General features: G+C 70.2%; 14 protein-coding genes. 10 read left to right on the top strand and 4 right to left on the bottom strand.

Annotation, left to right across the window (positions count from 1 at the left end):
* The first annotated feature begins 156 nt into the window (after positions 1–156).
* The 6 genes from OG589_RS00125 (at position 157) to OG589_RS00100 (ending at position 14,435) form a co-directional block, all read left to right on the top strand.
* Positions 157–993, top strand: a complete 837-nt coding sequence (locus OG589_RS00125) for an ABC transporter ATP-binding protein (RefSeq protein WP_405145107.1) — start codon at positions 157–159, stop codon at positions 991–993.
* The gene (locus OG589_RS00120; protein ID WP_405145106.1) at positions 983–1,792 is read left to right on the top strand and encodes an ABC transporter permease; all 810 of its coding nucleotides are present in this window, start codon (positions 983–985) and stop codon (positions 1,790–1,792) included. The genes OG589_RS00125 and OG589_RS00120 overlap by 11 nt, the downstream gene beginning before the upstream one ends.
* A gap of 33 nt (positions 1,793–1,825) precedes the next feature.
* Positions 1,826–6,592, top strand: coding sequence for an SDR family NAD(P)-dependent oxidoreductase (locus tag OG589_RS00115; protein WP_405145105.1), 4,767 nt, complete (start codon positions 1,826–1,828; stop codon positions 6,590–6,592).
* Positions 6,589–10,455 (top strand): SDR family NAD(P)-dependent oxidoreductase, encoded by a 3,867-nt coding sequence (locus OG589_RS00110; protein WP_405145104.1) that lies wholly within the window; start codon positions 6,589–6,591, stop codon positions 10,453–10,455. The genes OG589_RS00115 and OG589_RS00110 overlap by 4 nt, the downstream gene beginning before the upstream one ends.
* Complete coding sequence (locus OG589_RS00105) at positions 10,452–11,612, top strand: acyl-CoA dehydrogenase family protein (RefSeq protein WP_405145103.1); 1,161 nt, start codon at positions 10,452–10,454, stop codon at positions 11,610–11,612. The genes OG589_RS00110 and OG589_RS00105 overlap by 4 nt, the downstream gene beginning before the upstream one ends.
* Before the next feature lie 696 nt (positions 11,613–12,308).
* Positions 12,309–14,435 carry a prolyl oligopeptidase family serine peptidase gene (locus OG589_RS00100; protein WP_405145102.1) on the top strand — a complete coding sequence of 709 codons (2,127 nt, stop codon included), beginning with the start codon at positions 12,309–12,311 and terminating at the stop codon, positions 14,433–14,435.
* A 362-nt stretch (positions 14,436–14,797) separates the two neighbouring features.
* Here OG589_RS00100 and OG589_RS00095 read toward each other — a convergent pair whose 3' ends face one another.
* Positions 14,798–15,706, bottom strand: a complete 909-nt coding sequence (locus OG589_RS00095) for a LysR family transcriptional regulator (protein WP_405152246.1) — start codon at positions 15,704–15,706, stop codon at positions 14,798–14,800.
* A 185-nt stretch (positions 15,707–15,891) separates the two neighbouring features.
* Positions 15,892–16,572: a hypothetical protein gene (locus OG589_RS00090; RefSeq protein ID WP_405145101.1), complete on the bottom strand. Its 681-nt coding sequence runs from the start codon at positions 16,570–16,572 to the stop codon at positions 15,892–15,894.
* Positions 16,573–16,706: 134 nt separating this feature from the next.
* On the opposite strand from OG589_RS00090, the gene OG589_RS00085 reads away from it, so the two are divergent.
* From OG589_RS00085 to OG589_RS00070, 4 genes are all read left to right on the top strand, one after another.
* Positions 16,707–17,057: a response regulator transcription factor gene (locus OG589_RS00085; RefSeq protein ID WP_405145100.1), complete on the top strand. Its 351-nt coding sequence runs from the start codon at positions 16,707–16,709 to the stop codon at positions 17,055–17,057.
* Complete coding sequence (locus OG589_RS00080) at positions 17,054–19,090, top strand: sensor histidine kinase (protein WP_405145099.1); 2,037 nt, start codon at positions 17,054–17,056, stop codon at positions 19,088–19,090. The genes OG589_RS00085 and OG589_RS00080 overlap by 4 nt, the downstream gene beginning before the upstream one ends.
* Positions 19,081–19,725 (top strand): response regulator, encoded by a 645-nt coding sequence (locus tag OG589_RS00075; protein ID WP_405145098.1) that lies wholly within the window; start codon positions 19,081–19,083, stop codon positions 19,723–19,725. Before OG589_RS00080 ends, OG589_RS00075 begins: the two co-directional genes overlap by 10 nt.
* Positions 19,726–20,162: 437 nt before the next feature.
* Positions 20,163–20,528, top strand: coding sequence for a hypothetical protein (locus tag OG589_RS00070; RefSeq protein ID WP_405145097.1), 366 nt, complete (start codon positions 20,163–20,165; stop codon positions 20,526–20,528).
* A 484-nt stretch (positions 20,529–21,012) separates the two neighbouring features.
* On the opposite strand, the gene OG589_RS00065 is transcribed toward OG589_RS00070, so the two are convergent.
* Both OG589_RS00065 and OG589_RS00060 read right to left on the bottom strand, forming a co-directional pair.
* The gene (locus OG589_RS00065) at positions 21,013–22,674 is read right to left on the bottom strand and encodes an IS1182 family transposase (RefSeq protein ID WP_405145096.1); all 1,662 of its coding nucleotides are present in this window, start codon (positions 22,672–22,674) and stop codon (positions 21,013–21,015) included.
* A gap of 123 nt (positions 22,675–22,797) precedes the next feature.
* Positions 22,798–24,075, bottom strand: coding sequence for an RNA-guided endonuclease InsQ/TnpB family protein (locus tag OG589_RS00060; RefSeq protein ID WP_405145095.1), 1,278 nt, complete (start codon positions 24,073–24,075; stop codon positions 22,798–22,800).
* Positions 24,076–24,078 lie beyond the last annotated feature (3 nt).

Below are 24,078 nucleotides of genomic sequence, written 5' to 3'. Positions count from 1 at the left end.
TTCACCGGGTCAGCCGTATTCAGCCGTCGGATGGCGCGAGGTATTCAGTGCGCCGGCCGAATATGCGGCGGACATGCCGCATGAATGGAAGTCGCAACGATAACACCCTACAGCGCGGATGCCACAGTCGGCGTGAATGGTTAAGGAGGTGGCACGTTGCTGGAAGCAATCGATCTGGTCAAGCGCTATGGCTCGGTCCAGGCTCTCGACGGGTTCAACCTGAGCGTGGCGGCCGGTGAGATCGTCGGGCTCGTCGGGCACAACGGCGCGGGGAAGACGACCTTCGTCGAGATCGTGTCACACCTGATCCGCCCGGACAGCGGCCACGTGACCATCGACGGCAGGCCGCCCTCCGCCACCAGCGGCCGGGTGGGGGTCGCGCCCCAGCACATCGCGCTCTACCCCTCCATCACCGTCCGCGAGCACCTGGAGCTCTTCGGCAAGCTCGCCGGCCTGCGCCGGGCGGCTCTGCAAAGCGCCATCGACGATCTCGTCGTCGCGCTGCGGCTCAACGACTTCATCGACCGGCACACGGCCGGCCTGTCCGGCGGCCAGCAGCGCCGCACCCAGGCGGCCACCGCGCTCGTCCACCGGCCGGGGCTTCTGCTGCTCGACGAGCCCACCGCGGGAGCCGACCTGGAGACCAGGGAGGCGATGCTCGACGTGGTGAAGCAGCGTGCCGGCGAGGGCGCCGCCGTCGTCTACACCACCCACTACCTCCCCGAGCTCACCGAGCTCCAGGCCACGATCGCGGTCGCGCGCAACGGCCGCGTCATCGCCAGAGGCACCTATGAGGAGCTGGTGGACGGGCTGCCGGGCGAGGTGAGGCTCCTCCTGGACAACGGGGAGGAGCTCACGGTCTCGACGACGGACCCGGCGGCCACCCTGATCGACATGCTCGGCCGCGCCGAGCACCCGATCAGCGCGGTCGACGTGCGCAACCCCTCCCTCGACGACCTCTACAGATCCCTGGCGGTCAGCGATGCTTCTTGATGCCGCACCCCTGGAAACCTCCCACCGGGCCGGCGCGCTCGACACCCTGCGTGACGCCGCGTACCGGATCGGCGCGCTGGCAAAGCACAACACGACCATCCGCCTGCGCGACCCGGGGCAGATGATCAGCTACGTCGTCATGCCGATGGTGCTCATGCTGGTGCTGAAGCCGCTGTACGTCAGGGCGGTCGACGGCGGCGCCACCAAGGTGGTCACCGGCCTGCTGGTGATGTTCTCGGTGTTCGCCATCTCCATCGCGGGCAACGCGATCCTCGTCGAGCGGACCTGGCGCACCTGGGACCGCCTGCGCGTGAGCAGGGCCTCGGCGACCGAGCTGCTGCTCGGCAAGACCATACCGATCTTCGTCGTGATGGTCGTGCAGCAGACGATCCTGCTCATCTACGGCTGCCTGGTCATCGGGCTGCCGGTGCCGCGTTCCCTCGGGTTCGTCGCCCTGGCGATGGCGCTCTGGGCCTTCACGCTGCTCTCGATCGGCGCGGCGCTCGCCACGATCGTCCGCAGCCACGGCGAGCTCAGCGTGATCTCCGACGTGGGCGCCCTCACCCTCAGCTCGCTCGGCGGCGCGCTGGTGCCGCTGAGCATCATGCCCGAGTGGGCGCAGATCGCCGCCCACGTGTCACCCGGGTACTGGGCCCTGACGATGCTGCAGGCCGCCGTGCGCGGCGACGCCGCGAGCATGCTGGCCCCGGCCGGGGTCCTGCTGGCGATCGGCCTGGTGTCCGGCACGTTCGCCGTCCGCCGGCTGACGCGCGGATGGGGCCGCAGCCGTTTGCTTTGACGCACATTTCGATCACACAGGCACATAAGGGGCATGTTGATGAAGCAACATTCACCTGGCGACTCGAAACACTCGACGGACGAGTCCGATATTGCGATCATCGGCATGGCCGGTCGATTTCCGGGCGCGGACGACGTCGAGACGTTCTGGCGCAACATCAGCACCGGGGTCGAGTCCTTCACCCGGTTCTCCGACGAGGACCTCACGCTCGCGGGCGTCCACCCGACGACCTTCCAGCAGCCGAACTACGTCAGAAGCCGCCCGATCCTCGACGACATCCGCGGGTTCGACGCCGGGTTCTTCGGCTACAACCCCCGCGAGGCCACCCTCGCCGACCCGCAGCAGCGCGTCTTCCTGGAGTGCGTGTGGGAGGTCCTCGAGACCGCCGGCTACGCCTCGCCGGGCGACCGGGGCAGCGTCGGCGTGTTCGCGGGAATGAACATCAGCGCCTACCTGCTGACCCGCCTCAAGGCGTTCGACATGGGCATCGACCCGTCCGCGCTGATGATCGGCAACGACAAGGACTCGCTCGCCACGAACGTGTCCTTCCGGCTCGACCTCTCGGGCCCGAGCGTGACGGTGCAGACCTTCTGCTCGACCTCGCTGGTCGCCGTGCACCTCGCCAGCGAGAGCCTGCGCCGCGACGAGTGCGACATGGCCCTGGCCGGTGGCGTGTCGATCCGCATCCCCGACAGGATCGGCTACCTGTGGGAGGAGGGCGGCCAGGAGTCGCCCGACGGCCACGTGCGCACCTTCGACGCCGAAGGCAAGGGAAGCATGTTCGGCGACGGCGCCGCCGTCGTCATGCTCAAGCGCCTCGACCGCGCGCTGGCCGACCGGGACACCGTGCTCGCCGTCATCCGCGCCTCCCACATCAACAATGACGGCGCGATGAAGTTCAGCTATCTGGCGCCGAGCATCGACGGCCAGCGCAGGTGCGTCTCCAGGGCCATCGAGAAGGCGGGGGTGGACCCGTCGGCCATCTCCTACGTCGAGGCCCACGGCACCGCGACCGAGGTCGGCGACCCGATGGAGGTCGCCGCCCTGACCCGCGCCTTCGGCCCGACCGAGGCGAAGCAGTACTGCGTGCTCGGATCGATCAAGCCCAACGTCGGCCACCTCGACCGGGCGTCCGGCGTGACCGGGCTGATCAAGGTGATCCAGTCGCTGCGCCACGAGCTGATCCCGGGGACCCTGCACTACCGATCCCCGAACCCCGAGATCGACTTCGACAACAGCCCCTTCCGGGTGACCTCCGAGCCCACGCCGTGGCCGCGCAGCTCCGACCGGCCGAGGATCGCCGGCATCAGCTCCCTCGGCATGGGCGGCACGAACGCCCACGCCATCGTCACCGAGGCTCCGGCGGTCGCGCCGCGCCGCGAGCGCCCGCGCCGCTGGCAGGTCCTGCCGGTGTCGGCCCGCTCCGCGGCCGCCGCCGAGCGGTCGTGCGCCAGGCTGGCCGAGCGGCTGGAGTCTGCGCCGGATCTCGACCTCGGCGACGTCGCCTACACGCTCCAGGTCGGCCGCAAGCTCTTCGGCCACCGCAAGGTCGTCATCGCCGACTCCACCGGGCGCGCGGCCGAGCTGCTCGCCGACGTGGCCGGGCCGCTGGGCCGTACGGACGCCACGATCGGCCGCAAGGTCGGGTTCCTGATCGCCGGGGTCGGCGAGCAGTACCCGGGCATGGTGGCGGCGCTGTACGCCGACGACCCGGCCTTCCGCGAGGACGTCGACGAGTGCGTGGCCATCCTCGGCCTCACCGAGGCGGCGCAGCTGTCCGACATGTTCGTGCCCGCGAAAGCGGACGCGAGCGAGGCCGGTGACCTCGCCCGGCTCCTCGGGCGTGCGGGCGACACCGCGCCCCGGCCCACCTCCGACGCGCACCTGATCCAGCCCGCCGTCTTCGTCGCCGAGTACGCGCTGGCGCGGCAGTTCACGCGCTGGGGCATCAAGCCCGAGATCATGGTGGGCTACAGCCTCGGCGAGTACGTGGCCGCCTGCCTGTCGGGCGTGCTGTCGCTCCCCGACGCGCTCCGGCTGGTCGCCTACCGCGCCAAGCTGATCACCTCGCAGCCCGAGGGCGCCATGCTCGCCGTCGCGGCCGACGAGCGGCGGCTGCGCGCGGTGCTCGGCGAGCTGTTCACCCGCGACCTGGACGTGGCGGTGCGCACCGGCTCGCAGGTCGTGCTGGCCGGCCCCGTCGAGGCGGTCGAGGAGGCCGCCGCCCTGCTGCTGAAGGCGGAGATCGGAAGCAGGCGCCTCGCGACCACCCACGCGTACCACTCGCGGATGCTGGCGCCGGTGGCCGCCGAGCTCACCGCCTGGATCACCGACAACGTCACCCTCAACGCGCCGGCCATCCCGTACATCAGCAACGTCACCGGACAGCCCGCCACCGAGGAGGTCGTCACCGACCCCGGCTACTGGGCCCGGCACCTGTGCGAGACGGTGGAGTTCGGGGCGGCGCTGGCCCACGTGCTGGACGGCGGCGAGACGGCCCTCGCCGAGATCGGCCCGGGGCAGTCCCTCGGCGCGCTGACCCGCGGCCACCCCGACTGCCAGCGGACGCAGTGGCCGCTTATCGTCACGACCCTGCCGGCCGCGAACGACAAGCTGGACGCCCACGCCGCGGGCGCCACGGCGGTCGGCAAGCTCTGGCTGACCGGGGTCACGGTCGACTGGCCGGCGCTGCACGAGGTCTCCCCCGCCGACGTCGCGCCGGGCGACCGCTGGGCTCCCGGACGCGTACCGCTGCCGACGTACCCGTTCGAGCACCAGGAGTACTGGCTCGAGATCGACCAGACCGCGGCCGGCAGCGGCGCGCCCCTGCTCGACGAGAACGACCCGACCAGCATCGCCAAGGCGCTCCCCCGGCTGCCCGAGGAGCAGTGGGTCAACGTGCCGGTATGGCACCAGACCACGCCCCGGCCGGCCCGCGCCGAGGAGGCGGGCCGGTGGCTGATCTACACCGACACCGGCCTGGCGGACACGCTCGCCGCGTCGCTGCGCGAGCACCTTTCGTCGGCGGGCCGCGAGGTCGTGCTGGTACGGCCGGGCGACGGGTTCGTCGACGGGCCGGACGGCATGGTGGTGCGGCCGGGCTCGCAGGAGGACGCCATCGCCGTGCTGCGGGAGCTGGGCGACCAGGACCGCCGGCCCGAGCGCATCGTCCACCTGTGGACCGCGGGCGCGGCACGAACCGACGGAGACGCGACGGAGGACTGCCTCCAGCGCGGCCTGCACACCCTGGTCGCGTTCGCCCGCGCCGCGGGTGACGTCGGGCTCTCGCCGTGGTCTCTCGACATCGTCACCGTCGGCAGCCAGCGCGTGCTCCCGGGCGACGTGGTCCACGCCGAGCGCGGCACCCTGCTCGGCCCGTGCCGGCTGATCCCGGTCGAGTACCCGCGCGTCCAGACCAGGCTCATCGACCTCGACGCCGCCACGGCCGAGCAGTGGCCGCGCGCGGTGCTGGCCGAGCTACGCGCCGAGCCCGCCGACCAGGTCGTGGCGCTGCGCGACGGCCGGCGCTGGGTCCCCGGCTACGAGGTGCTCGACGCGTCCTGCATCGAGGACGCCGCTCCCGCCGCCGGCGTCCGCCCCGGCGGCACGTACCTGGTGACCGGCGGCCTCGGCGGCATCGGCCTGGCCATGGCCGAGCGGCTCGCCGAGCAGTACCAGGCGCGCCTGGTGCTGATGGGCAGGACACCGGTGCCTCCCCGGGAGCAGTGGGGCCAGATCCTGGCCTCCCCGAGCACGGCCGACGAGGTGCGCAGGCGGCTCGACGGCCTCCAGCGGCTGGTGACGGCCGGCACCGAGGTCGTCACGGTGGCCGGCGACGTCTCGCAGCTCACCGACGTGCGCCGCGCGGTCGGCACCGCGATCGAGCGGTTCGGCGAGCTCAACGGCGTGCTGCACTGCGCGGCGGTGCCCGCCGTCGGGCTGATGCAGTTCAAGACGGCCGCCGACATCGAACGGGTGCTCGCGCCGAAGGTCGCGGGCACGCTGGCCATCGCCGAGGCGCTGCGGGAGGTGCCGGTCGACTTCGTCGCGCTGTTCTCCTCGACCACCTCGGCGACGGGTGGCGGCGCGGGCCAGGTCGACTACTGCGCGGCCAACGCCTACCTCGACGCGTTCGCGCTCAGCGACGCGCTCCCCGGGTGCACCGTCGCCTCGATCGACTGGGGCGAGTGGACCTGGAACGGCTGGACCGAGGGCCTCGACAACTACGACGAGGGGTCGCGGCAGTACTTCGAGTGGTACCGCGAGACGTTCGGCATCAGCTTCGACCAGGGGTTCCAGACGCTGCTCCGGGTGCTCGCCAGCGGCGAGCCGCACACGATCGCGTCCACGCAGGACTTCGCGCCCCTGGTGGCGATGAGCCGCCGCTCGTCGATCGAGAGCCACCAGGCGACGGTCAAGAAGATCAGGGACGCGTTCGGCCGGCATCCGCGGCCGGACCTGTCGACGGCGTACGTCGAGCCGCAGTCGCCGGCCGAGGAGACCATCGCCGGGGTGTGGTCCGAGGCGCTCGGCCTGGAACAGGTCGGCGTGCACGACAACTTCTTCGAGCTCGGCGGCAACTCCCTGCTCGGCATGGAGATCATCGCGGAGGTCCGCAAGGCGCTCGAACTCTCCTACCTGCCGCCGCACCTCCTGTACCAGGCGCCCACGGTCGCCTCGCTCGCCGAGGCAGCCACCGCCGGCGAGGAGAAGGACGAACAGGCCGCCGGGGCCCGCGACCAGCAGCGGTCCCGCATCGAACAGCGACGCAACATGCTCCGGAGCGGAAGGACGTCATGACGGTAACCGACTACGACTCGGCGGTCGCACTGATCGGAATGTCCGGGCGCTTCCCCGGAGCCGGCAGCGTCGCGGAGCTATGGCGCAACGTGCTGGCCGGGGTCAAGGGCCTGCGGGAGATCACCGACGAGGAGCTGCGCGAGACCGGCGTGGAGCCCGGTCAGCTGGCCGACCCGCGCTACGTCCGCATCGGCGGCCCCCTGGACGGGCTGGACCAGTTCGACGCCACGGTCTTCGGGATCAACCCCCGCGAGGCCGAGACGATGGACCCCCAGCACAAGCTGTTCCTGGAGTGCTCCTGGGAGGCCCTGGAGAGCGCGGGATACTGCCCGACCGACGTGCCGGGGCAGGTCGCGGTCTTCGCCGGCTGCGGCTTCCCCGACTACATCGTGCAGAACATCCAGCACCTCGCCGGGCAGCCGGGCGGCGCCCTGCTCATGGCCGTCGGCAACGAGCGCGACTCGCTCGCCTCGCTGGTCTCCTACAAGCTCGGCCTGCGCGGCCCGGCCGTGACGGTGCAGACCTTCTGCTCGACGTCGCTGGTGTCGGTGCACCTGGCCTGCCAGAGCCTGCTGACGTACGAATGCGACATCGCGCTCGCCGGCGGGGCCTTCACCCCGCTCCCCCAGCCGTCCGGCTACCTGTACGAGCAGGGCGGCATCATGTCGCCGGACGGGAAGGTCCGCAGCTTCGACGCCGAGGCGAGCGGCACCGTCATGGGCAGCGGCGTGGGCACGGTCGCGCTCAAGCGCATGTCCGACGCGATCAACGACGGCGACGTCATCCACGCGGTGATCCTCGGGTCCGCGGCGAACAACGACGGGCGGATGCGGGCCGGATACACGGCGCCCGGCGTCGACGGCCAGGCCGAGGTGATCGAGTCCGCCCTCGGCGTGGCCGGGGTCAAGCCCGACACCGTCGGCTACGTCGAGTGCCACGCGACGGGCACCATGCTGGGCGACTCCATCGAGCTGGCCGCCATGAACCGGGCGTTCGCCCAACCGCGCGAGACGCCCTGCGTGCTCGGCTCGCTCAAGCCGAGCATCGGCCACCTCGACCGCGCCTCCGGGGTCACCGGCCTGATGCGCGCGGCGCTCACCCTCAAGCACGAGCTGCTCCCGGGCACGCCCGACTACGAGACCCCGAACCCGGCGCTGGCGACGGCGCAGGACCGCTTCACCGTGCTCACCGAGCACCGTCCGTGGCCCGAGGGCCCGCACCCGCGCCGCGCCGGGGTCAACTCCTTCGGCCTCGGGGGCACCAACGCCCACGTCGTCCTGGAGCAGGCGCCGCCGAGGCCCGAGCGGGCCGAGCGGCCGGGCCCGCACCTGCTGGTGTACTCGGGAACCGACGAGCAGGCCCTGTCCGACCTGACCGAGCGCCTGCGGGAGCACCTCGACGGCAACCGCGACGAGGACCTCGCCGACGTGGCCTTCACGCTCCAGGTGTCCCGCGGCGGTTTCGCCCGGCGGCGGGCCGTCGTTTGCCGTGACCGCGACGACGCGCTCGCCGCGCTCGCCGACCCGGCACGCTGGATCGACGGCAAGACCCAGCGGCGCAACCCCAAGGTCCTGCTGGTCGAGCCGGCCGAGGACGTACCGTCCACCTGGTGGCCCGAGCTGCACGCGGCGGTCGCCGAGGTGCTGCGTCCCGGCGGCGAGGCCCGCGGCTCGTCCCGTCCCGCCGGCCCCGGCCGCGACGAGGCGCTGAGCGCGCTCGCCGACGCCCTGAGCGGGCTCGGGGTGCACGTGCTCCGCGACGGGTCCACCCCGCCGTCCGGAGTGGAGGAGGTCACCGTCGCGCCGAGCGGCGGCGCGACGGCGGCCGAGTGGCTGCTCGCCACCGTGGCCCGGCTGTGGCAGGCCGGCAGTTCCATCGACTGGGCGGCGCTGCACCGGGGCGCCGGGCGCCGGGTCGAGCTGCCCACCTACCCGTTCCAGCGGCGCAGGTTCTGGGTCAAGCCCAGGCCCGGCCAGGCGGCGGCGCCCCCGTCCGAGGGGAAGAACTTCGACCGCTCGCGGTGGACGTACCTGCCGACGTGGCAGCAGCACCCGCTGCCGGTCGCCGGCCTCGACGAGCGGCTCAGGCTGGCCGGACCCTGGCTGGTCTTCACCGACGACGAGCGGGGCGAGGCGCTGGTCGAGCGCCTCAACCACGCCGGCGCCGAGGTGACCGCCGTGCGCGGCGGCGACCGGTTCCACCAGGACGACGCGGGCGACTTCACCGTGCGGGTCGACAAGGCCGACGACATGGCCGAGCTGCTCTACTCGCTGGCGGCCGGCCCCCGCGCGATCATCCACGGGTTCAGCCTGGCGGGCGCCGAGGCGGGCCAGGGGGACGACCCCGTGGCGCACTTCGACGGCGAGCAGTACCGGGGCTTCTACTCGGCCCTGGCGCTCGCGCGGGAGCTGGTCGACAACACCGGCTCCGCGCCGCGCGCCGAGCTGGCCCTGCTGACCTCCGAGGCGGTGGGGGTGCTCGGCTCCGATCTGCGTCACCCGGAGCACTCCACCCTCGCGGCGCTCGCGCCGAGCCTCGCCCAGGAGAACCCCCGGCTGCGCTGCCGCCACATCGACAGCGACGTCGTGCCGTCGGGCAACCCCGGCGCGTTGCAGACGCTGGCCACGCAGATCCTGGCCGCGGTCGTGTGCCCGCACGAGGGGCCGGTCGCGGTGCGCGCGGGCGAGACCTGGCTGCGGCGGTACGAGCCGTTCCCCGTGCAGGAGCTCACCGAGGAGGACCGTCCGATCCGCGACGGCGACACGGTGCTGATCACCGGTGGCCTCGGCGACGTCGGGCTCGTGCTCTCCCGCCACCTGGCGAGCAAGTACGGATGCCGGCTGGTGCTCACCGCGCGCTCCCCGCTGCCGCCCCGGGAGGAGTGGGAGGGGTACCTTTCGGCGGTGCCCGAGCGCGGCGAGCGGACCGCGCGGCACATCCGCAACATCCTCGACCTGGAGGCCCGGGGCGCCACGGTGCTCGCCATGTCGGCCGACGCGTCCGACGAGGCGCAGATGCGGGCGGTCGTCGAGGCGGCGGTCGAGCGCTTCGGCGAGATCGACGTGGCCGTCCACGGCGCGGGAGTGCAGGAGGGCGGCTTCTTCAACTTCGCCCACCTCATGGACCGCGACCAGTGCGACGCGCACATGGCCGCCAAGGTCAAGGGCTTCCACGTCCTGCAGGCGGTGCTCAAGGACCAGGCCCCCGACCGGCGCATCACCCTGTCCTCCATCGCCGCCGTCCTCGGCGGGATGACGCTGGCCCCGTACGCGGCGGCCAACGCCGCGCTGGACGCCTACATCCGCGTCGCCCGCACCTCCGACGCCGGCCGGTGGATCACCGTCGACTGGGACACCTGGAGCATCGACCCCGACCGCCTGGAAGGGCACAGCTCGGCCGTGCTCGACTACGCGATGGCGCCCGCCGAGGCCGTCGACGTGTTCGAGCGGGCCCTGTCCGCCGGGGACCGGGTGGGGCACCTGGTCATCTCGACCGGCTCGCTGGACGCCCGCATCGCCCAGTGGGTCACCGGGGACATCCACGAGGCCAACGACGAGTACGACGACCAGGAACGCCACCCCCGGCCCGACCTGAGCACCCCGTACGTGGAGCCGCGCGAGGGCACCGAGGCCACGCTGTCCGAGATCTGGTCGCGGGTGCTGAGCATCGAGCCGATCGGCGCCACGGACAACTTCTTCGAGCTGGGCGGCCACTCGCTGCTGGCGATCGAGCTGACCACGCGGATCCGCAAGGCCCTGAACGCCTCGGTGCCGGTCACCGGGCTGCTGGAATGCCCGACGGTCCGCCAGCTCGCCGCGCTGCTCGACTCCCGGGACCAGGTGGACGGGGTGGAGGAGGAGTGAAGCAGCCCGAATACCTGCGCAGGGTGCAGGGCTTCGCCCGGCGCGAGCTGCTGGGCAAGGACGCCTACCTCGACTCGCTCGCCGACGCTCCGCTGCCGCTCTACGAGCGCTTCGCCGAGACCGGCCTGGCGAACTGGTGGCTGCCCAAGGAACACGGCGGGCTCGGGCTCGGCCTCCAGGAGAGCGTGCGCATCGTCTCCGAGCTGGCCTATGGCGACGCGGGAGTGGCGTTCACGCTGTTCATCCCGGTCCTGACGACCAGCATGGTCGCGTGGTACGGCAGCGAGGAGCTCAAGGAGCGCCACCTCGGCCGCATGGTGGCCGAGAACGGATCCTGCGCGACGCTCGGCAGCGAGCACGCGGCGGGCAGCGAGCTGGCCCGCATCACCACCATGGCCGCCCGCGACGGCGACTCCATCGTGCTCAACGGGCAGAAGGCCTTCTCCACCAACGCCGGCTTCGCGCAGTTCCTCGTCGTGATCGCCCGCTCGCAGGAGGACCCGTCGGGGTACCTCGCCGTCCTGGTGCCCAGGGACACCCCGGGCGTGCGGATCGACAAGCGGTGGGACGTGATCGGGCTGCGCTCGTCGGCGACCTACCAGGTCACGTTCACCGACTGCCGCGTCCCCGCGGGCAACGTCCTGCGGGGCAACGGGCTGCGGCTGCTGGAAGTCGGGCTGAACGCCAGCCGGATCCTCATCGCCGCGACGGGGCTCGGCATCGCACGCAGGGTGCGGGACGTGTGCATGGAGTACGGCAAGTCCAAGTCGGTGAAGGGCTCCCCGCTGGCCGGCAACGCGGTGTTCGCCGGCCGGCTGGGCCAGTTCGAGATGCAGATCGACGTGATGGTCAACCAGTGCCTGGCCGCGGCGCGCGCGTACGACGCCGTCGCGGTCCGGCCGGACGCGGGCGAGGAGTTCCTGCGCATCGGGACCCTGAAGTCCGCCCTCACCACGAAGATGTTCTGCGGCCAGACCGGCTGGCAGATCGCCTCCACGGCCTCCGAGATGTTCGGCGGCCTCGGCTACACCCACGAGTCGGTCATCGGCAAACTGCTGCGCGACGTGCGGTACGTCTCGATCGTCGAGGGCGGTGACGACGTGCTGCGCGACCTGGTGTTCAGCCGGTACGTGGTCCCGGTCTCGAAGCGGTCGTGAGACCGCGACCGGTAACGAGACGCCGGCGGTTCAACCCCCTTCCCTGACCACACCACCGGAACAGCCCGAACGCCCCGCGCTGACCTGCGCGGGGCGTTCTTTTCGTGTTCGACGACAGCCGGAGGGCATCGGCCAGCCCGTCGAAGAGGTCGGCCACACCTTCCAGAGCGTCGTGGAACGGGCGCGCACGCCGATCAGCCTTTACCGCGGACCTGGCGAGCCGTTCCCTGAGGATCTCCGAATATGGTACTGCGATCTATCTCGCAGGGCTCCGAATTACTTTTGCGCGAGATCGATCTTCACGTGGCATTCCATTATGCTTTCTTCCGTTGCACAAACTTTTAGCGGAAGGATAACCAATATGGTCGGCCGGCCCTCTGGTCCGCACGTGCCGGGGATCCAGGAGGATTGGCGCTCACCGTCGAGAGAGACACCTGTGTTTATCGATCGCAGGCGGGGGGATAGCTGTCGTCGTAATCGCCCATTTCGGGCGAATCGACAGATCCGGGAGGCTGACATGAATGGCTACCTACCGTATCGCGATAGCACTCCGGCGGCCCGCATTGGGGGCGTCCGCGGCTGGCAGGCGGAGATTCTTCGCGGCGAGTCGTAGCTGAGTGAACCGAGGTACTGCGGTGCGTCAAGGCCGCAGTGCCTCTACCCATGGCAGGCGGGGCGACGCATCGGGGGGCGTTTGTGGCGCGATTTTTCTACCCTGCCGCTTGGCGCGGCGATGTGGTGGAGGATCTCTTCGGTTTCCCGGTTTCCGATCCCTACCGGTGGTTGGAAGACGGCAGTGATCCGCGCGTGCTGGACTGGGCCGCGGCCCAGGATCGTCTCTTCGGCGCGTATCGCGCCGGATGGAGTGACAGGCAATCGTGGGCGTCTTTGGTGGATCAGGTGTCATCCTTCGGCGTGTCAGAGCCGCCGATGGCGCGTGGTTCGGTCATGTTCCTTGCCGAGCAGCTACGTGGGGATGAGCAACGGCGCCTGCTCGTCGTTGACGCCGGAGGGAACAGGCGGGTGCTGGTCGATCCGATAGAGATCGATCCGTCCGGCCGTACCGGGCTGTACGCCTGGTGGCCATCGCGCGAAGGCGAACGCGTGGCTGTCCAGATGGAGGTCGCCGAGCAGCCCGGCAGCGACATCATGGTGCTGGACGTGCGTACCGGCGAGGCGGTGGACGGGCCGTTGCCACGCGCCCGTAACACCTCGCTCGCCTGGCTGCCGGGAGGGGACGCGTTCTACTACGTCAGCCGTGTTCCCGATGAGGAACTGGCCCCCGGCGACATACGTCTGCAGCGGCGGGTGAGGTTGCATCGGATCGGTTCGCCCTGGCGGACCGACGCGGTGGTGCTCGGCGGCGACGATGCCCCAGACCACTATTACGGGCTCACGGTCAGCGCCGACGGCCGTCATCTGGCGATCACCGCGATGGTCGGGCCCGCCTCACACAACGATGTGTACGTGGCCGAGCTCATCGACCCGGAGGCCCCGCGTTTCATCAAGATCGTGGACGGAAGCACCATACGCGCCCGTGTTCTCCCGCGCTTCCTCCCGGACGACAATCTGCTGCTGGTCACCGACTACCAGGCCCCGTGTGGCCGCATCTGCATGGCGCACCGGGACGATACCGATCCGGCCGCATGGCGCACGCTGGTGGCCGAAGATCCCGAGGCCCCCTTGGACGAGTGTCTGGTCCTGGACGACCCGGCACTTCCGCGGCCCCTCCTGCTGGTGGCACGCGCCCGCCACGGCACCTCCGCCGTGACACTGCACGACCTGGCCAGTGGCCGGCCGCTCAGCGGTCTGCCCCTTCCCGGCGCGGGCATCGTGTCATCCCTGCGCGCAAAGATCCCACACGGACATCACGCATGGTTCAGCTACTGCGACGCGACCGCACCCCCCACCATCTACCGCTACGACGCCGCCAGCGGGAAGATGGAACAGGAAACCGGCGCCACGATAGCGGGACACACTCCAGAGATCCGCAGCCGCAGCGTTCGCTACCACGCCGGCGACGGCACCGAGATCATGCTGTTCCTGTTCACCCCAGCTGAGGAACACCAGGGCCCGCGCCCCACCCTCCTTTACGGCTACGGCAGCTTCGGCATGCCGATGCGCCCATGGTTCTTCCCCCTGGCAGCCGCATGGGTCGGCGCCGGCGGCACCTACGCGGTCGCCTGCGTGCGCGGAGGCGGCGAAGAAGGCCAACGCTGGCACGACGCCGGCCGCGGACCACACAAACACCGCGCGATCAGCGACTTCAACGACGCCGCGACCTGGCTCATCAACACCGGTCGAACCACCCGCGACCAACTGGCGATCTATGGCCAGTCCGCCGGCGGACTACTGGTCACCGCCGCCGCCACACAGCGACCAGACCTGTACGCCGCGGTCATCGCCGAGGGCCCGCTATGTGACATGGTGCGCTACGAACACTTCGGCCTGGGATGCACATGGACCGACGAATTCGGTACCGCCTCCCAACCCGAACAACTCCAATGGCTACTCACCTACTCCCCCTACCACAACGTCACGCCCGGAGCCCGCTATCCCGCATTCCTCCTCACCGGCGCGGTAACCGATCTGCAGACCGGAGAGGCCCACGTCACCAAAATGTGCGCGGCCCTCCAACACGCCACCAGCGGTGACCGACCGATCCTCATGCGTCGAGAACCCGACACCGCCCACGCCGCCTCCCCCGCGAGCAAAGAACGCGCCCTGACCGCGGACATCCTGGCCTTCGCCGGAAAATACACCGGCCTATCACCGAAAACGACAACCCTGCGTCTTCCCGAGACCGCCGCAGAACCACACTGAGAACGGCCCGACCATAGCTACCGGAATTAGGCGGCGTATAGCGAAATACCCCTCAGCCCGTTTGTTCGAAGCGGGCGGCACCTCACGGTGTGGGGGCGTTTCAAGGGTCAGGGACGGGTGGAGGCTTCCGCTGCCTGAGGAGGTAGATGCCAGCGGGCCCATGTCAACCGACTGGCGGAGGCGCAGGAGGCCCCGTCTCGGCGCGAGCCGTACGGCGGGGCGTGGCAGTGCCTGGCGCGGCGGCGGTTGGCTGCGGCCAATTCGCCGGCCGGCGCGCGGTTACGTCGGCAAGTCCAACTGGCAGGGGCGGTCTCCGGCAGCCGATGCGTACCAAGCCGGAGAAACCGGGCATCGCATCGTGCCTACAGGAGGCGGGGGCCGAGAGCCTTGAAGGCTTTCAAGAGGGCGTGAACGGCGCCACGCCGGTCGGTGCGCCGGCATGCGACATGGAAGACCACAGGGGGGGCAGCGCCGGTCAGCGTCACCGCCCTCAAGCGAGAGCCCAGGAGCGGAGCGATCGCCGCGAAGGCGGCTATCACGGCTGTGCCATCGGCGGTTTGGCGCAGGACGCGGGTGAGGTCCCCGGCGTCGGTCTCGACCAGGCGCGCCTCGCGGCGTGGCCGTACGTCTCCGAGCCAGAACTGGTTCATCCACTCGTCGGCGACGGCCGGGTTGTACAGGATCGGGTGCTCGCTGAAGTCCTCGACGTTCATCGTCTCGGCGTCGGCGAGGGGATGCCGGGCGGCGACCACGCCGATACGCGCGGTGGTGATGGCCAGGGGGAACGAGGCCACGGCGGGATGTCGCACGGGCGCCATGGTCCACAGGACGTCTACCTGATGCTCGGGCAGGCAGCGGGTGAGCGCGGGAAAGGGAATGTCCTGACACACCAGCCGGGTCTCGGGGAAGCTGCGGCGGACCTCTCGTGCGATGCCGGTCATATCGGTTTGTCCAAGGATCGCGCCGGTGCCGGCGGGGACGCCGACCCGCAGCGTGTAGCGAGCGGGTGTGGCCCGGGCACTTTCGCGGGCGGCGTTGGCCTGAGCGATCAAGGGTTCGGCGGCGATCGCGAACCGCCGGCCTGCGGAGTTCACGGCGAGCACACCCGCAGGGCCCCGCTCGACGAGGGCGACCCCGAGTTGTCCTTCCAGACGTTGGATGCGCTTCGTCAACGCCGATGAGGTCAGGTGCAGCCGCACGGCCGCACGCCCATAGTGCCGCTCCTGCACGAGCACCAAGAAGTCGGCGACCAAACCGAGATCCAGATCCATGCGCACCCCTGCGTGGTGGATGAGCCGGGCGACCGATTCAAGATGCCGATAGCGGACCAAGGAGCAGTGCTCTTCTTCTCGACATGGTGTCTCGGTCAGGTCGTCATGCGGTTACGGGTAGATGGACCCCGGCGCGGCCTTGGCCGCACCGGGGAGTGCCCGGCGGGCCAGCTCGCGGATCCCGGCTACGCCTCGCGAGTGGCCGTACTCGCGGCTCGACGGCGCAGGAGCAGCCCGGTGCCCGCGGCCATCGCCCAGACCGCGATGCCGGCGGCGGTTGGGAACAGGAAGTCGAGCTTGTCGGTCACCAGGAACGTCGCGCCTGCCAGGCCGTACCCCACGCCGCCGAGGACGCCGGGGATGGCGGTGACGAGGTTGCCGAGGGTACGGGTCGCGGCGCCGACGAAGGCGAGGGCGGCGATGCTGAAGCCGAACGCGGGAACGGTGATGGTCTCCACGATGACCTGGACATCGGTGATCGGCGTGCTGTGGTGGGCGGCGATGCGGTCGGCGTCGGCCGCGGCGACCAGGTGCAGCAGCATGGCCGGCGCCGCCACCGCGGTGGCGATCGCCGCGATGACGGCCACGACCGGCATGCGCGGAACGTCGGCGAGGCTGCGGCCCCGGACCAGTGCGACGAGCGATAAGGCGAGCAGAGCCATCCCGATGAGAAGGACGGTATGGGACGGATACCACGAGGGATCCTCGAACATGATCCGCATGTGTTCCTTCACGGTGACATTGGGCGGGTCCTGCTTGGGATGCATCGGACCGCCCGCGAAGAAGAACACTCCGCCGGCTAGTAGTCCCCACGCCACCAGCGGGCTCGTACGGTGGGCGACCTCGATCGTGGTCACGGTTGGCATGGCGGTGCCTCTCAGCCGGTCGACTTTGGCATCACGCTAGGAAGCCGGACTGTCCCGTTCATCAGGGCCGACCCTCAAGATTTCTGAGGGTTTGCCCTCATGTGAGGGCCGGAATGCTGTGACAGCATTGGCGGATGGCACGAACCGCCGTGATCGTCGACGACCACGCCGACTTCCGCGCCCAGGCCGCCGAACTGCTGGAGGCGGCGGGCTACGAGGTCGTGGGATCGTGCCCGAACGGCGAGTCGGCGCTCCACGCCATCGCCGCGCTGCGCCCCGACGTGGTGCTGCTCGACGTCCAACTGCCTGACATCGACGGCTTCCATGTGCTGGCCCAGCTCGCCGAGGGCTCGACCGTCGTGTTGATCTCCACCCGGGAGGCGGCCGACTACGGCGGCCGCGTCGCGCGCAGTGGCGCGGCCGGGTTCATCACCAAAGCGGAGCTGTCGGTGCAGTCGCTGGCCCAGGTCGTCGCCCTGCCATGACGACCGCACCGACCGCGAGGCGCCGTGCCCTCTTCGCCCTGGGTCTGCTCTCGACCGTGCTCGTGGTGGGCGGGTTCAGCCTCGGCGTGTACCTGCCGAACCTCCACAACGGTCTGATCGCCGCGACGTTCACGGCCGTTGGTGTGTTCCTCCTGGACCGGCGTCCGGGCCACCGCGAAGGCCGGCTCATCTTCGCCACCGGGCTGGTCCATGCGGTGATGTTCTTCGGCCGCCAGTACGGCCTCTCCGCGGCCGGCCACCCAGACGCCGCCCGGCCCGGCGCCGAATGGGTGATGTGGCTGGGCGTGTGGCCGCTCGCGCTGGTGCTCGTGCTCACCGGCGTCATGCTGATGTGCTTCCCCGACGGGCGGCTCCCGTCGCCCCGCTGGCGGCCGGTGGTGGCCGCGATGGTGGCGGTGGGCTCGCTGCTGGCACTCGCCTCGGCGCTGTGGCCCGTCGAGTACGCCGACAACGCCCTCTCCCTGCCGCATCCCCTGGCGGTCGGCGGCTACGACCTGGCGCAGCGGCTCTGGAACATCATCGGTCCGGCGAGCTACCTGCTGTTCCAGGTCGTTTGGTTGGCCGCCGTCGTCGTGCGCCTGCGGCGCGCCCGGGGCGACGAGGCGCGGCAGCTCCGGTGGTTCGTCTACGCGGTGTCCGTGGGCGCGGCGGCCATGGCCGGGGGTCTGATCGTCTTCGGGTCCCCCACGCTCGGTGTGCTGGCCGTGCCGGTGATCCCTCTCGCGGCCGGGGTCGCGATCGCCAAGTACCGGCTCTACGACATCGACCTGGTGATCAACAAGACTCTCGTCGTGGGGGCCATGGCGGCGCTCATCACGGCCGGTTACGTCGCAGTGGTATTCGGTGTCGGGCGCCTCGTGGGCGAGTCGGCCAGCCGGAACCCCGTACTGTCCGTGGTGGCCACCGCCCTCGTCGCGGTCGCGTTCGAGCCGGTACGGCGGCGCGTCCGCGCCGTCGCGGACCGCCTCGTCTACGGTCGGCGGCCCTCGCCCTACGAGGCCCTGGCGCGGCTGTCGACCCAGCTCAGTTGGGGCGATCAGCACGCCGACCTGTTCACCGGACTGGCCTCCACCATCGCCGACGGCGTGGGGGCGGCCGAGGTGACGCTCTGGGTCGGCGGGGACGAAGAGCTCGTCGCGGTGGCGTCGTGGCCCCCGTCGGTCGAGCCGGGCACCGCCCCCCGAGAGTTCGCATCGCTGGCGGACGGGGGGCGGACCCACGTGCGCCCGATCGTGCACCAGGGGTCAGTGCGGGGCGCGGTCACGCTCACCAAGACGCCCGGCGAGGTGCTCACCGCGTCCGAGGACCGGCTGCTGCACGACCTCGTCGCCCAGGCAGGCCTCGTGGTCGAGCTGCAGCAACGCCTGCACCAGATCTCGGTGCAGACGGCCGACCTGCGAGCCGCCGCGAAGCGCATCGTGGCCGCCCAGGACGAGGCCCGGCGGCGCATCGAGCGCGACCTGCACGATGGCGCCCAGCAGCGGCTGGTCACCCTGGCACTCAGCCTGCAGGCGGTCTCCGGGCGCGCCGCGTCGAACGGCGACCACGACCTCTCCGCTCGGATCGAGGAGGCCCGGCTTCACCTGTCCAAGGCGCTGACCGAACTGCGGGAGATGGCCCGCGGCATCCACCCGGCCATCCTGACCCAGGAGGGCCTCGCCGCCGCCCTGGGGTTCCTCGCCGAGCGCGCACCGCTGCCCGTACAGGTCGACATCTGCCTAGACCGGCGTCTCCCCCAGGAGGTGGAGGCCACGGCCTACTTCGTCGTGAGCGAGGCCTTGACGAACGCCGCCAAGCACTCGGGCGCGTCGAGCATCGCGGTCGCCGGGCAGCTCCGCGACGGCCGTCTGTGGCTCGAGGTGACCGACAACGGCCAGGGCGGGGCCGATGGCCAGTGGGGAAGCGGCCTGCAGGGCCTGGTCGACCGACTGGCGATGTTGAACGGACGGCTTACGGTGCACAGCCCGGCCGACGGCGGTACCCGGCTGGGGGCGGAGATCCCATGCGGGTGATGCTCGCCGACGACGCGGTGCTGTTCCGGGAGGGGACGGCCCGCATCCTCGCGGAGGCCGGGTTCGAGGTCGCCGGCCAGGCCGGCAACGCCGCGGAGCTACTCGACCTCGTGCGCCGCGACCCGCCCGCCGCGGCGATCATCGACATCCGGATGCCGCCAGGCCATTCCGCCGAAGGGATCGAGGCGGCGGCCGAGATTCGGCGGACGGCCCCCGAGGTCGGGCTGCTGCTGCTCTCCCAGCACGTCGAGACCCATTACGCGGTGCGGCTGATGACCGAGTTCCAGGGCGGCGTGGGCTACCTCCTCAAGGACCGGGTCTCCGACCTGGCCACCTTCGCAGGCGACGTACGGCGGGTCGCCCAAGGCGGCTGCGTCATCGATCCCGAACTGGTCGCCCGGCTCGTGGCGAAGAAACGAGTCGGCGACCCCCTCGCCGCCCTGACCGAGCGCGAGCGCCGAGTCCTCGCGCTGATGGCCCAGGGCCGGTCCAACAGCGCGCTCTGCCTGGAACTGCATCTCAGCGCCAAGACGGTGGAGGCCCACGTCCGCAGCATCTTCACCAAGCTGGACCTGCCCCCGGACGCCGGCGGCCATCGGCGCGTCCTGGCGGTGCTCGCCTTCCTTCGCTCATGATCCCAACCGGCGCGAGATCTACGTCGAGGGCGCGCTGCGGTGGCGAAACCCCGACGACGACTTGCCCGGCGACTTCGAGGCCGCCCGCACCGTGCACTACGCCGCGATCCGCCAGCCCATGGATCCCAGTGAGTTCATCACGGACCTGAAGCAGCGGATGTAGGGGCAGGATCGACAACTCGGCCGTTGCGGCGAGCGCCCCAGACGAACTCCCGTTCCAAAGCCTTTCGTTGTCAGTGCCATGTCTCATCATGTTCGCTATGACTGACTACGCCCTCACCAACCCTGGGCCGCACCGGTTCGAAGAACTGTCCCAGGCTCTTGCCCTCAAGGAGTTCGGGCCATCCGTGGAGATCTTCGGAGACGGCCCTGACGGTGGGCGCGAAGCCTCATTTCAGCGCCTGAGCCACTTTCCCACACCGGATGGATAGTCACCTATGCCGATTGACTCAGCAATCCTTGCGAAGGCGATATCAGCCTTCGAGGCTTTCACCTGGACTCCTTTTCCCGACAAGCCAGAAGGGGATGAATTTGGCGATCGCGTGATGGATCTCCTGTTGCTCGACCCCAGCGTCGCAGCCAAACTTATTGCTGCACGCAACGGTAATGCAGATGGGGTTGATTTCGATGACCTCCGGAAAGATCTCGATGAATTATCGCTACTCGAATCCAAGATCAGTCACATGTCCGTCGATCCGGTCGACGCACACCTTCGGGGTAAGTACATCGAATATATTCATCTGCTATATCGGGCGGGTGACCTGCTCTTTCAGTCTCGGCTTAAGTGCGGCGAGGGCAATTAACTTGGCGGCTGTAGCTCCAGCTCTGTATTCCGTACGCGCCGAATATGGCGCACCCGCCTACCAGATGGAAGGGTGCATTGCGATCGCCTCGGACATGCTCGACGCGCGCCACGGCCAGAACTGACCGCTCACCCCGGGCCCCCGCTTCGGCGGGGGCTTTCGCGCGGGGACCGGCGGGGCGGCCGGAGTCGCAGGCAACCCGCCGGTCCTCGTCCACCGAGAAGGGGACCACGACCGTCCTGGCGCTGCCGTGCTACCCACCGTCGCGCGGTGTCCTATTTGTCAGCCTCCAGCCGCCGCCCTTACATCCGTCAGGGAGCGGTGGGAAGGTATGCCCGCACACGTTGGTGCTGTGTCCGCACCCGCCGTCGCAATCGTAGGTCCGGACTCCTCAACGCGCGTCCCGGGATGCGGGATGGGGATGGTGAGACTCTCCGGCATTGACCTCCTCCCCGACCTGAAGGACTTTGTTGCCCGATTCGGTTCACGCTGCCAACCCGAGATCAGCGCCAAGTCGTGCCAGGTGAGAGGCTCGGGTGCCGCGGATGGGGGTGTCGGTCCACCAGGCGTCCAGGCGGATGAGGTTGAGGGCGGAGGCGGTGAGAACGTGGGCGAGCCGGGTCTTGGTCAGGCCCCGGTAGCGGGTGGTGCGGATCCGTCCGGTGCGGATGGCCTGGGAGATGGTGCCCTCTACTCCGGCGCGGATGTTGTAGCGCTGCTTCCAGGCGTCGGTCTGTTGTTCGGCTCGTTGCTGGTCCAGGGCTTGTTGCGACGGCTGGGACAGCAGGGTCAGGCTGCGTCCGTAGCGATGCCCCCTCGCGCGTGTGCACTGTTCGCGGACCGGGCACGGGCCGCAGTCGCGGGCGTCGAAGTGGACCTGGGTGATCGGGGTGCCGCTGGGTTTGTGCTGGTCGGACCAGCTGATGCTGGTGGCACCGCGCGGGCAGATCGCGATCTTTGCGGTCCAGTCGATGGTGAAGGCGTCCTGGCCCAGCCCGGTGGCAGCCTGCCAACTGGTGTCGGCCCCGACCGGCCCCACCAGGTCGATGCCATCGCGGTCACGGGCGTTGACCAGCAGGGCGATGCTGATATATCCGGCATCGACCACATGCTCACGGGGCCGGAGCCCGCGAGCGTCCAACGCTTGGTGGATCTCTTCGGTCATCTCCGCATCGCCGCTCGCTGCGTCTGTGGTGAGCACACCAGTGATCAGGTGCGGGGCGTCGGGGTCGCAGGTTTCGCTCAGATGGACCTTGTAGCCGACCCAGCCCGAGCCGCGTTTCTCGCCGTAGCGGGCATCGGTGTCATACGGCGTGGCCAGGCGGATTTTCCCTGGCGGGAGGTCTTTGCCCTCCCGCCAGCGCACCCCCTTCTCGTCGCGGTGATACTGCTGGATCCAGGCCAGGCGCAGGATGTTCACCGCCGGGATACGGCGCAGCCAGACCGGGGCGCCGGCGGCGTGAACCGCCTCCAGCAGGGCGAATCCGTCGGTCCCGACGGTGAGGGCCCAGCGGGTGCGGGCATCGGCGCCTTTGGGGAAGCGGTAGCCATCTATCCGCGCTCCGTAGCGTTCGATCCACTCCGGCGCCACCACCCCCGCCAGCCAGTCCGGCGCAGCGGCGGCCAGCGCCTCCAGCGCAGCTCGCAGGCTCTCCCCGACGAACTCCATCCGGTTCAGCATCCGCGCCGAGGCGATGACGTGGGTGGAATCGGTCCGCTGACGGCCCCCGGCGCTCAGCAGTCCCGCCTCCTGGCAGCGGGCCAGCAGTTCATCCAGCAGGCGCTGCCCTTGCCCATGCTCGATCAGCCGGTCGCGGAACTGCGACAGCACCGAGAAGTCGAAGCCCGGGTCGGTCAACTCCAGAGCCAGAGCGTACTTCCACGAGATCTTGTCCCGCACCGCGTCAGCAGCCTGCCGGTCGGTCAGGTTCTCGGCGAACGCCAGGACCGAGACCAGCGCCAGCATGCCCGGCGACAGCCCGGGTCCACCGCGCACGGAGAACGCCTCGGCGAACTGCGCGTCGTCGAACAGCGAGCCCAGCTCATCACGGACCCGCATCGCCAGGCATCCCTTGGGGAACGCGGCGCGCGCGACCTGGGCGGTTGCCTCGGGTACCGGACGGGCAGGTTGGGGGCGCAGAGACATGGCAGATCTTCCTCCACCTTCTCCGCGGCCCAAGTAACCCCAGACTGCGTCAGCAATCAACGATCATCAACCGAATCGGGCAACAAAGTCCTGAAGGCCGGAGATTCTCCCGTCGCGTCGCGGTTAAGCGGCGCGCGGGGGTTGACGCTTCACAGACCGGGCAGCCCCGAGGTCTCCACGTCCTGACACCGGCATTCCGACGGCGTTCTCGATATTGATCGCGGCGTTGGTGTCGGCATGCCCGACCCAACCGCACGCGGGGTTGGCGCAGGCGTACCTGTTCCGGTCCCGGGCGGCCGGGTCACGGTGGCCGCACTGGTGACAGGTCTGCGAGGTCCCCCGTGCGGGGACCTTCACGACGTGGCCGCCCCGGTCGGAGGTCTTGTATTCCAGCAGGGTGACCGTCCGGCCCCACGCTTGCCCAGCGATCGAGCGGTTCAGCCCGGCCTTCTGCGCGACGTTCACGCCGGGGTTCTCGACCGTGCCCGTGGCCGAACGGACCATGTTCGTAACCTTCAGGTCTTCCACCACGACCACGCTGAAGGTGCCGGCGAGTTCGGTGGTGGTCTGGTGCTGCCAGTCGACGGCTCTGCGCTTGGCTTTCGCGCGGAGCCGGGCGATCTGGTCGTAGGTGCGCTGTTCGCGTCCCGAGGGGCGGGTCTTGCTGGGCCGGGCCGCGCGCTGACGGGCCGACTTCTTCTCCAGGCGGCGCAGGTGTTCGGCCTCGCCGTCGGTGAGCCAGGGGCCGTGCTCGCGCATGGTCCCATCGGACAGGGCCACCGCGACCGTGATGCCCCGGTCGATCCCGACTGGCTCGCCCTGGTGCGGGGCAGCGGGTTCGACCAGGGTTTCGGTGCGGAACACGATGCTCCACCCGAACGCGTCTTTGACCAGGCGGGCTCCGGTCACCTTCCCTGCAGGGGAATTCTTTCCGACGCCGGGTAGGTTTCTGGTCCACCGGAACCGGACCCGGCCCACCATCGGGAGGGTGAGCTGTCCCCACTTGGCCGACAGGCGGACGATCCGCATGTTGCGGACCTGCGGCACGTCGACCGCCAACCGAGGCCGGTTCTTCTTGGACTTGAAGGTGGGCCGTTTGGCAGGGTGGTCGGGGTTGAAGAAGTTCTCCCACGCCTGCCGATACGTTTTCAGGACGGCTTGGGCTGCCTGGGCGGGCAGGGCCGCCAGGAACGGGAAATCCGTGCGGGCTTGGCGGATCGCCTGATCGGCCTGGGCCAGGGTCGGCCTTCTGCCGGGGAAATGTGTCCAGTAGGCGTGCAGGCAGTTCCATATGGTGATCGCGGCGGACGCCTGCTGGTCCAGGAGCGCGGACTGGTCGCAGGTCAGCTCCAGGCAGGCTTTATGCCCGCGCTGCTGCTTGACCAACTCCTGCCCGCTCATGAC

The organism is Sphaerisporangium sp. NBC_01403 (assembly GCF_045040145.1).
Lineage (GTDB): Bacteria > Actinomycetota > Actinomycetes > Streptosporangiales > Streptosporangiaceae > Sphaerisporangium > Sphaerisporangium viridialbum.
Note: the sequence above shows the minus strand (reverse complement) of the source record. Positions and strands in the feature narration are given on the sequence as shown.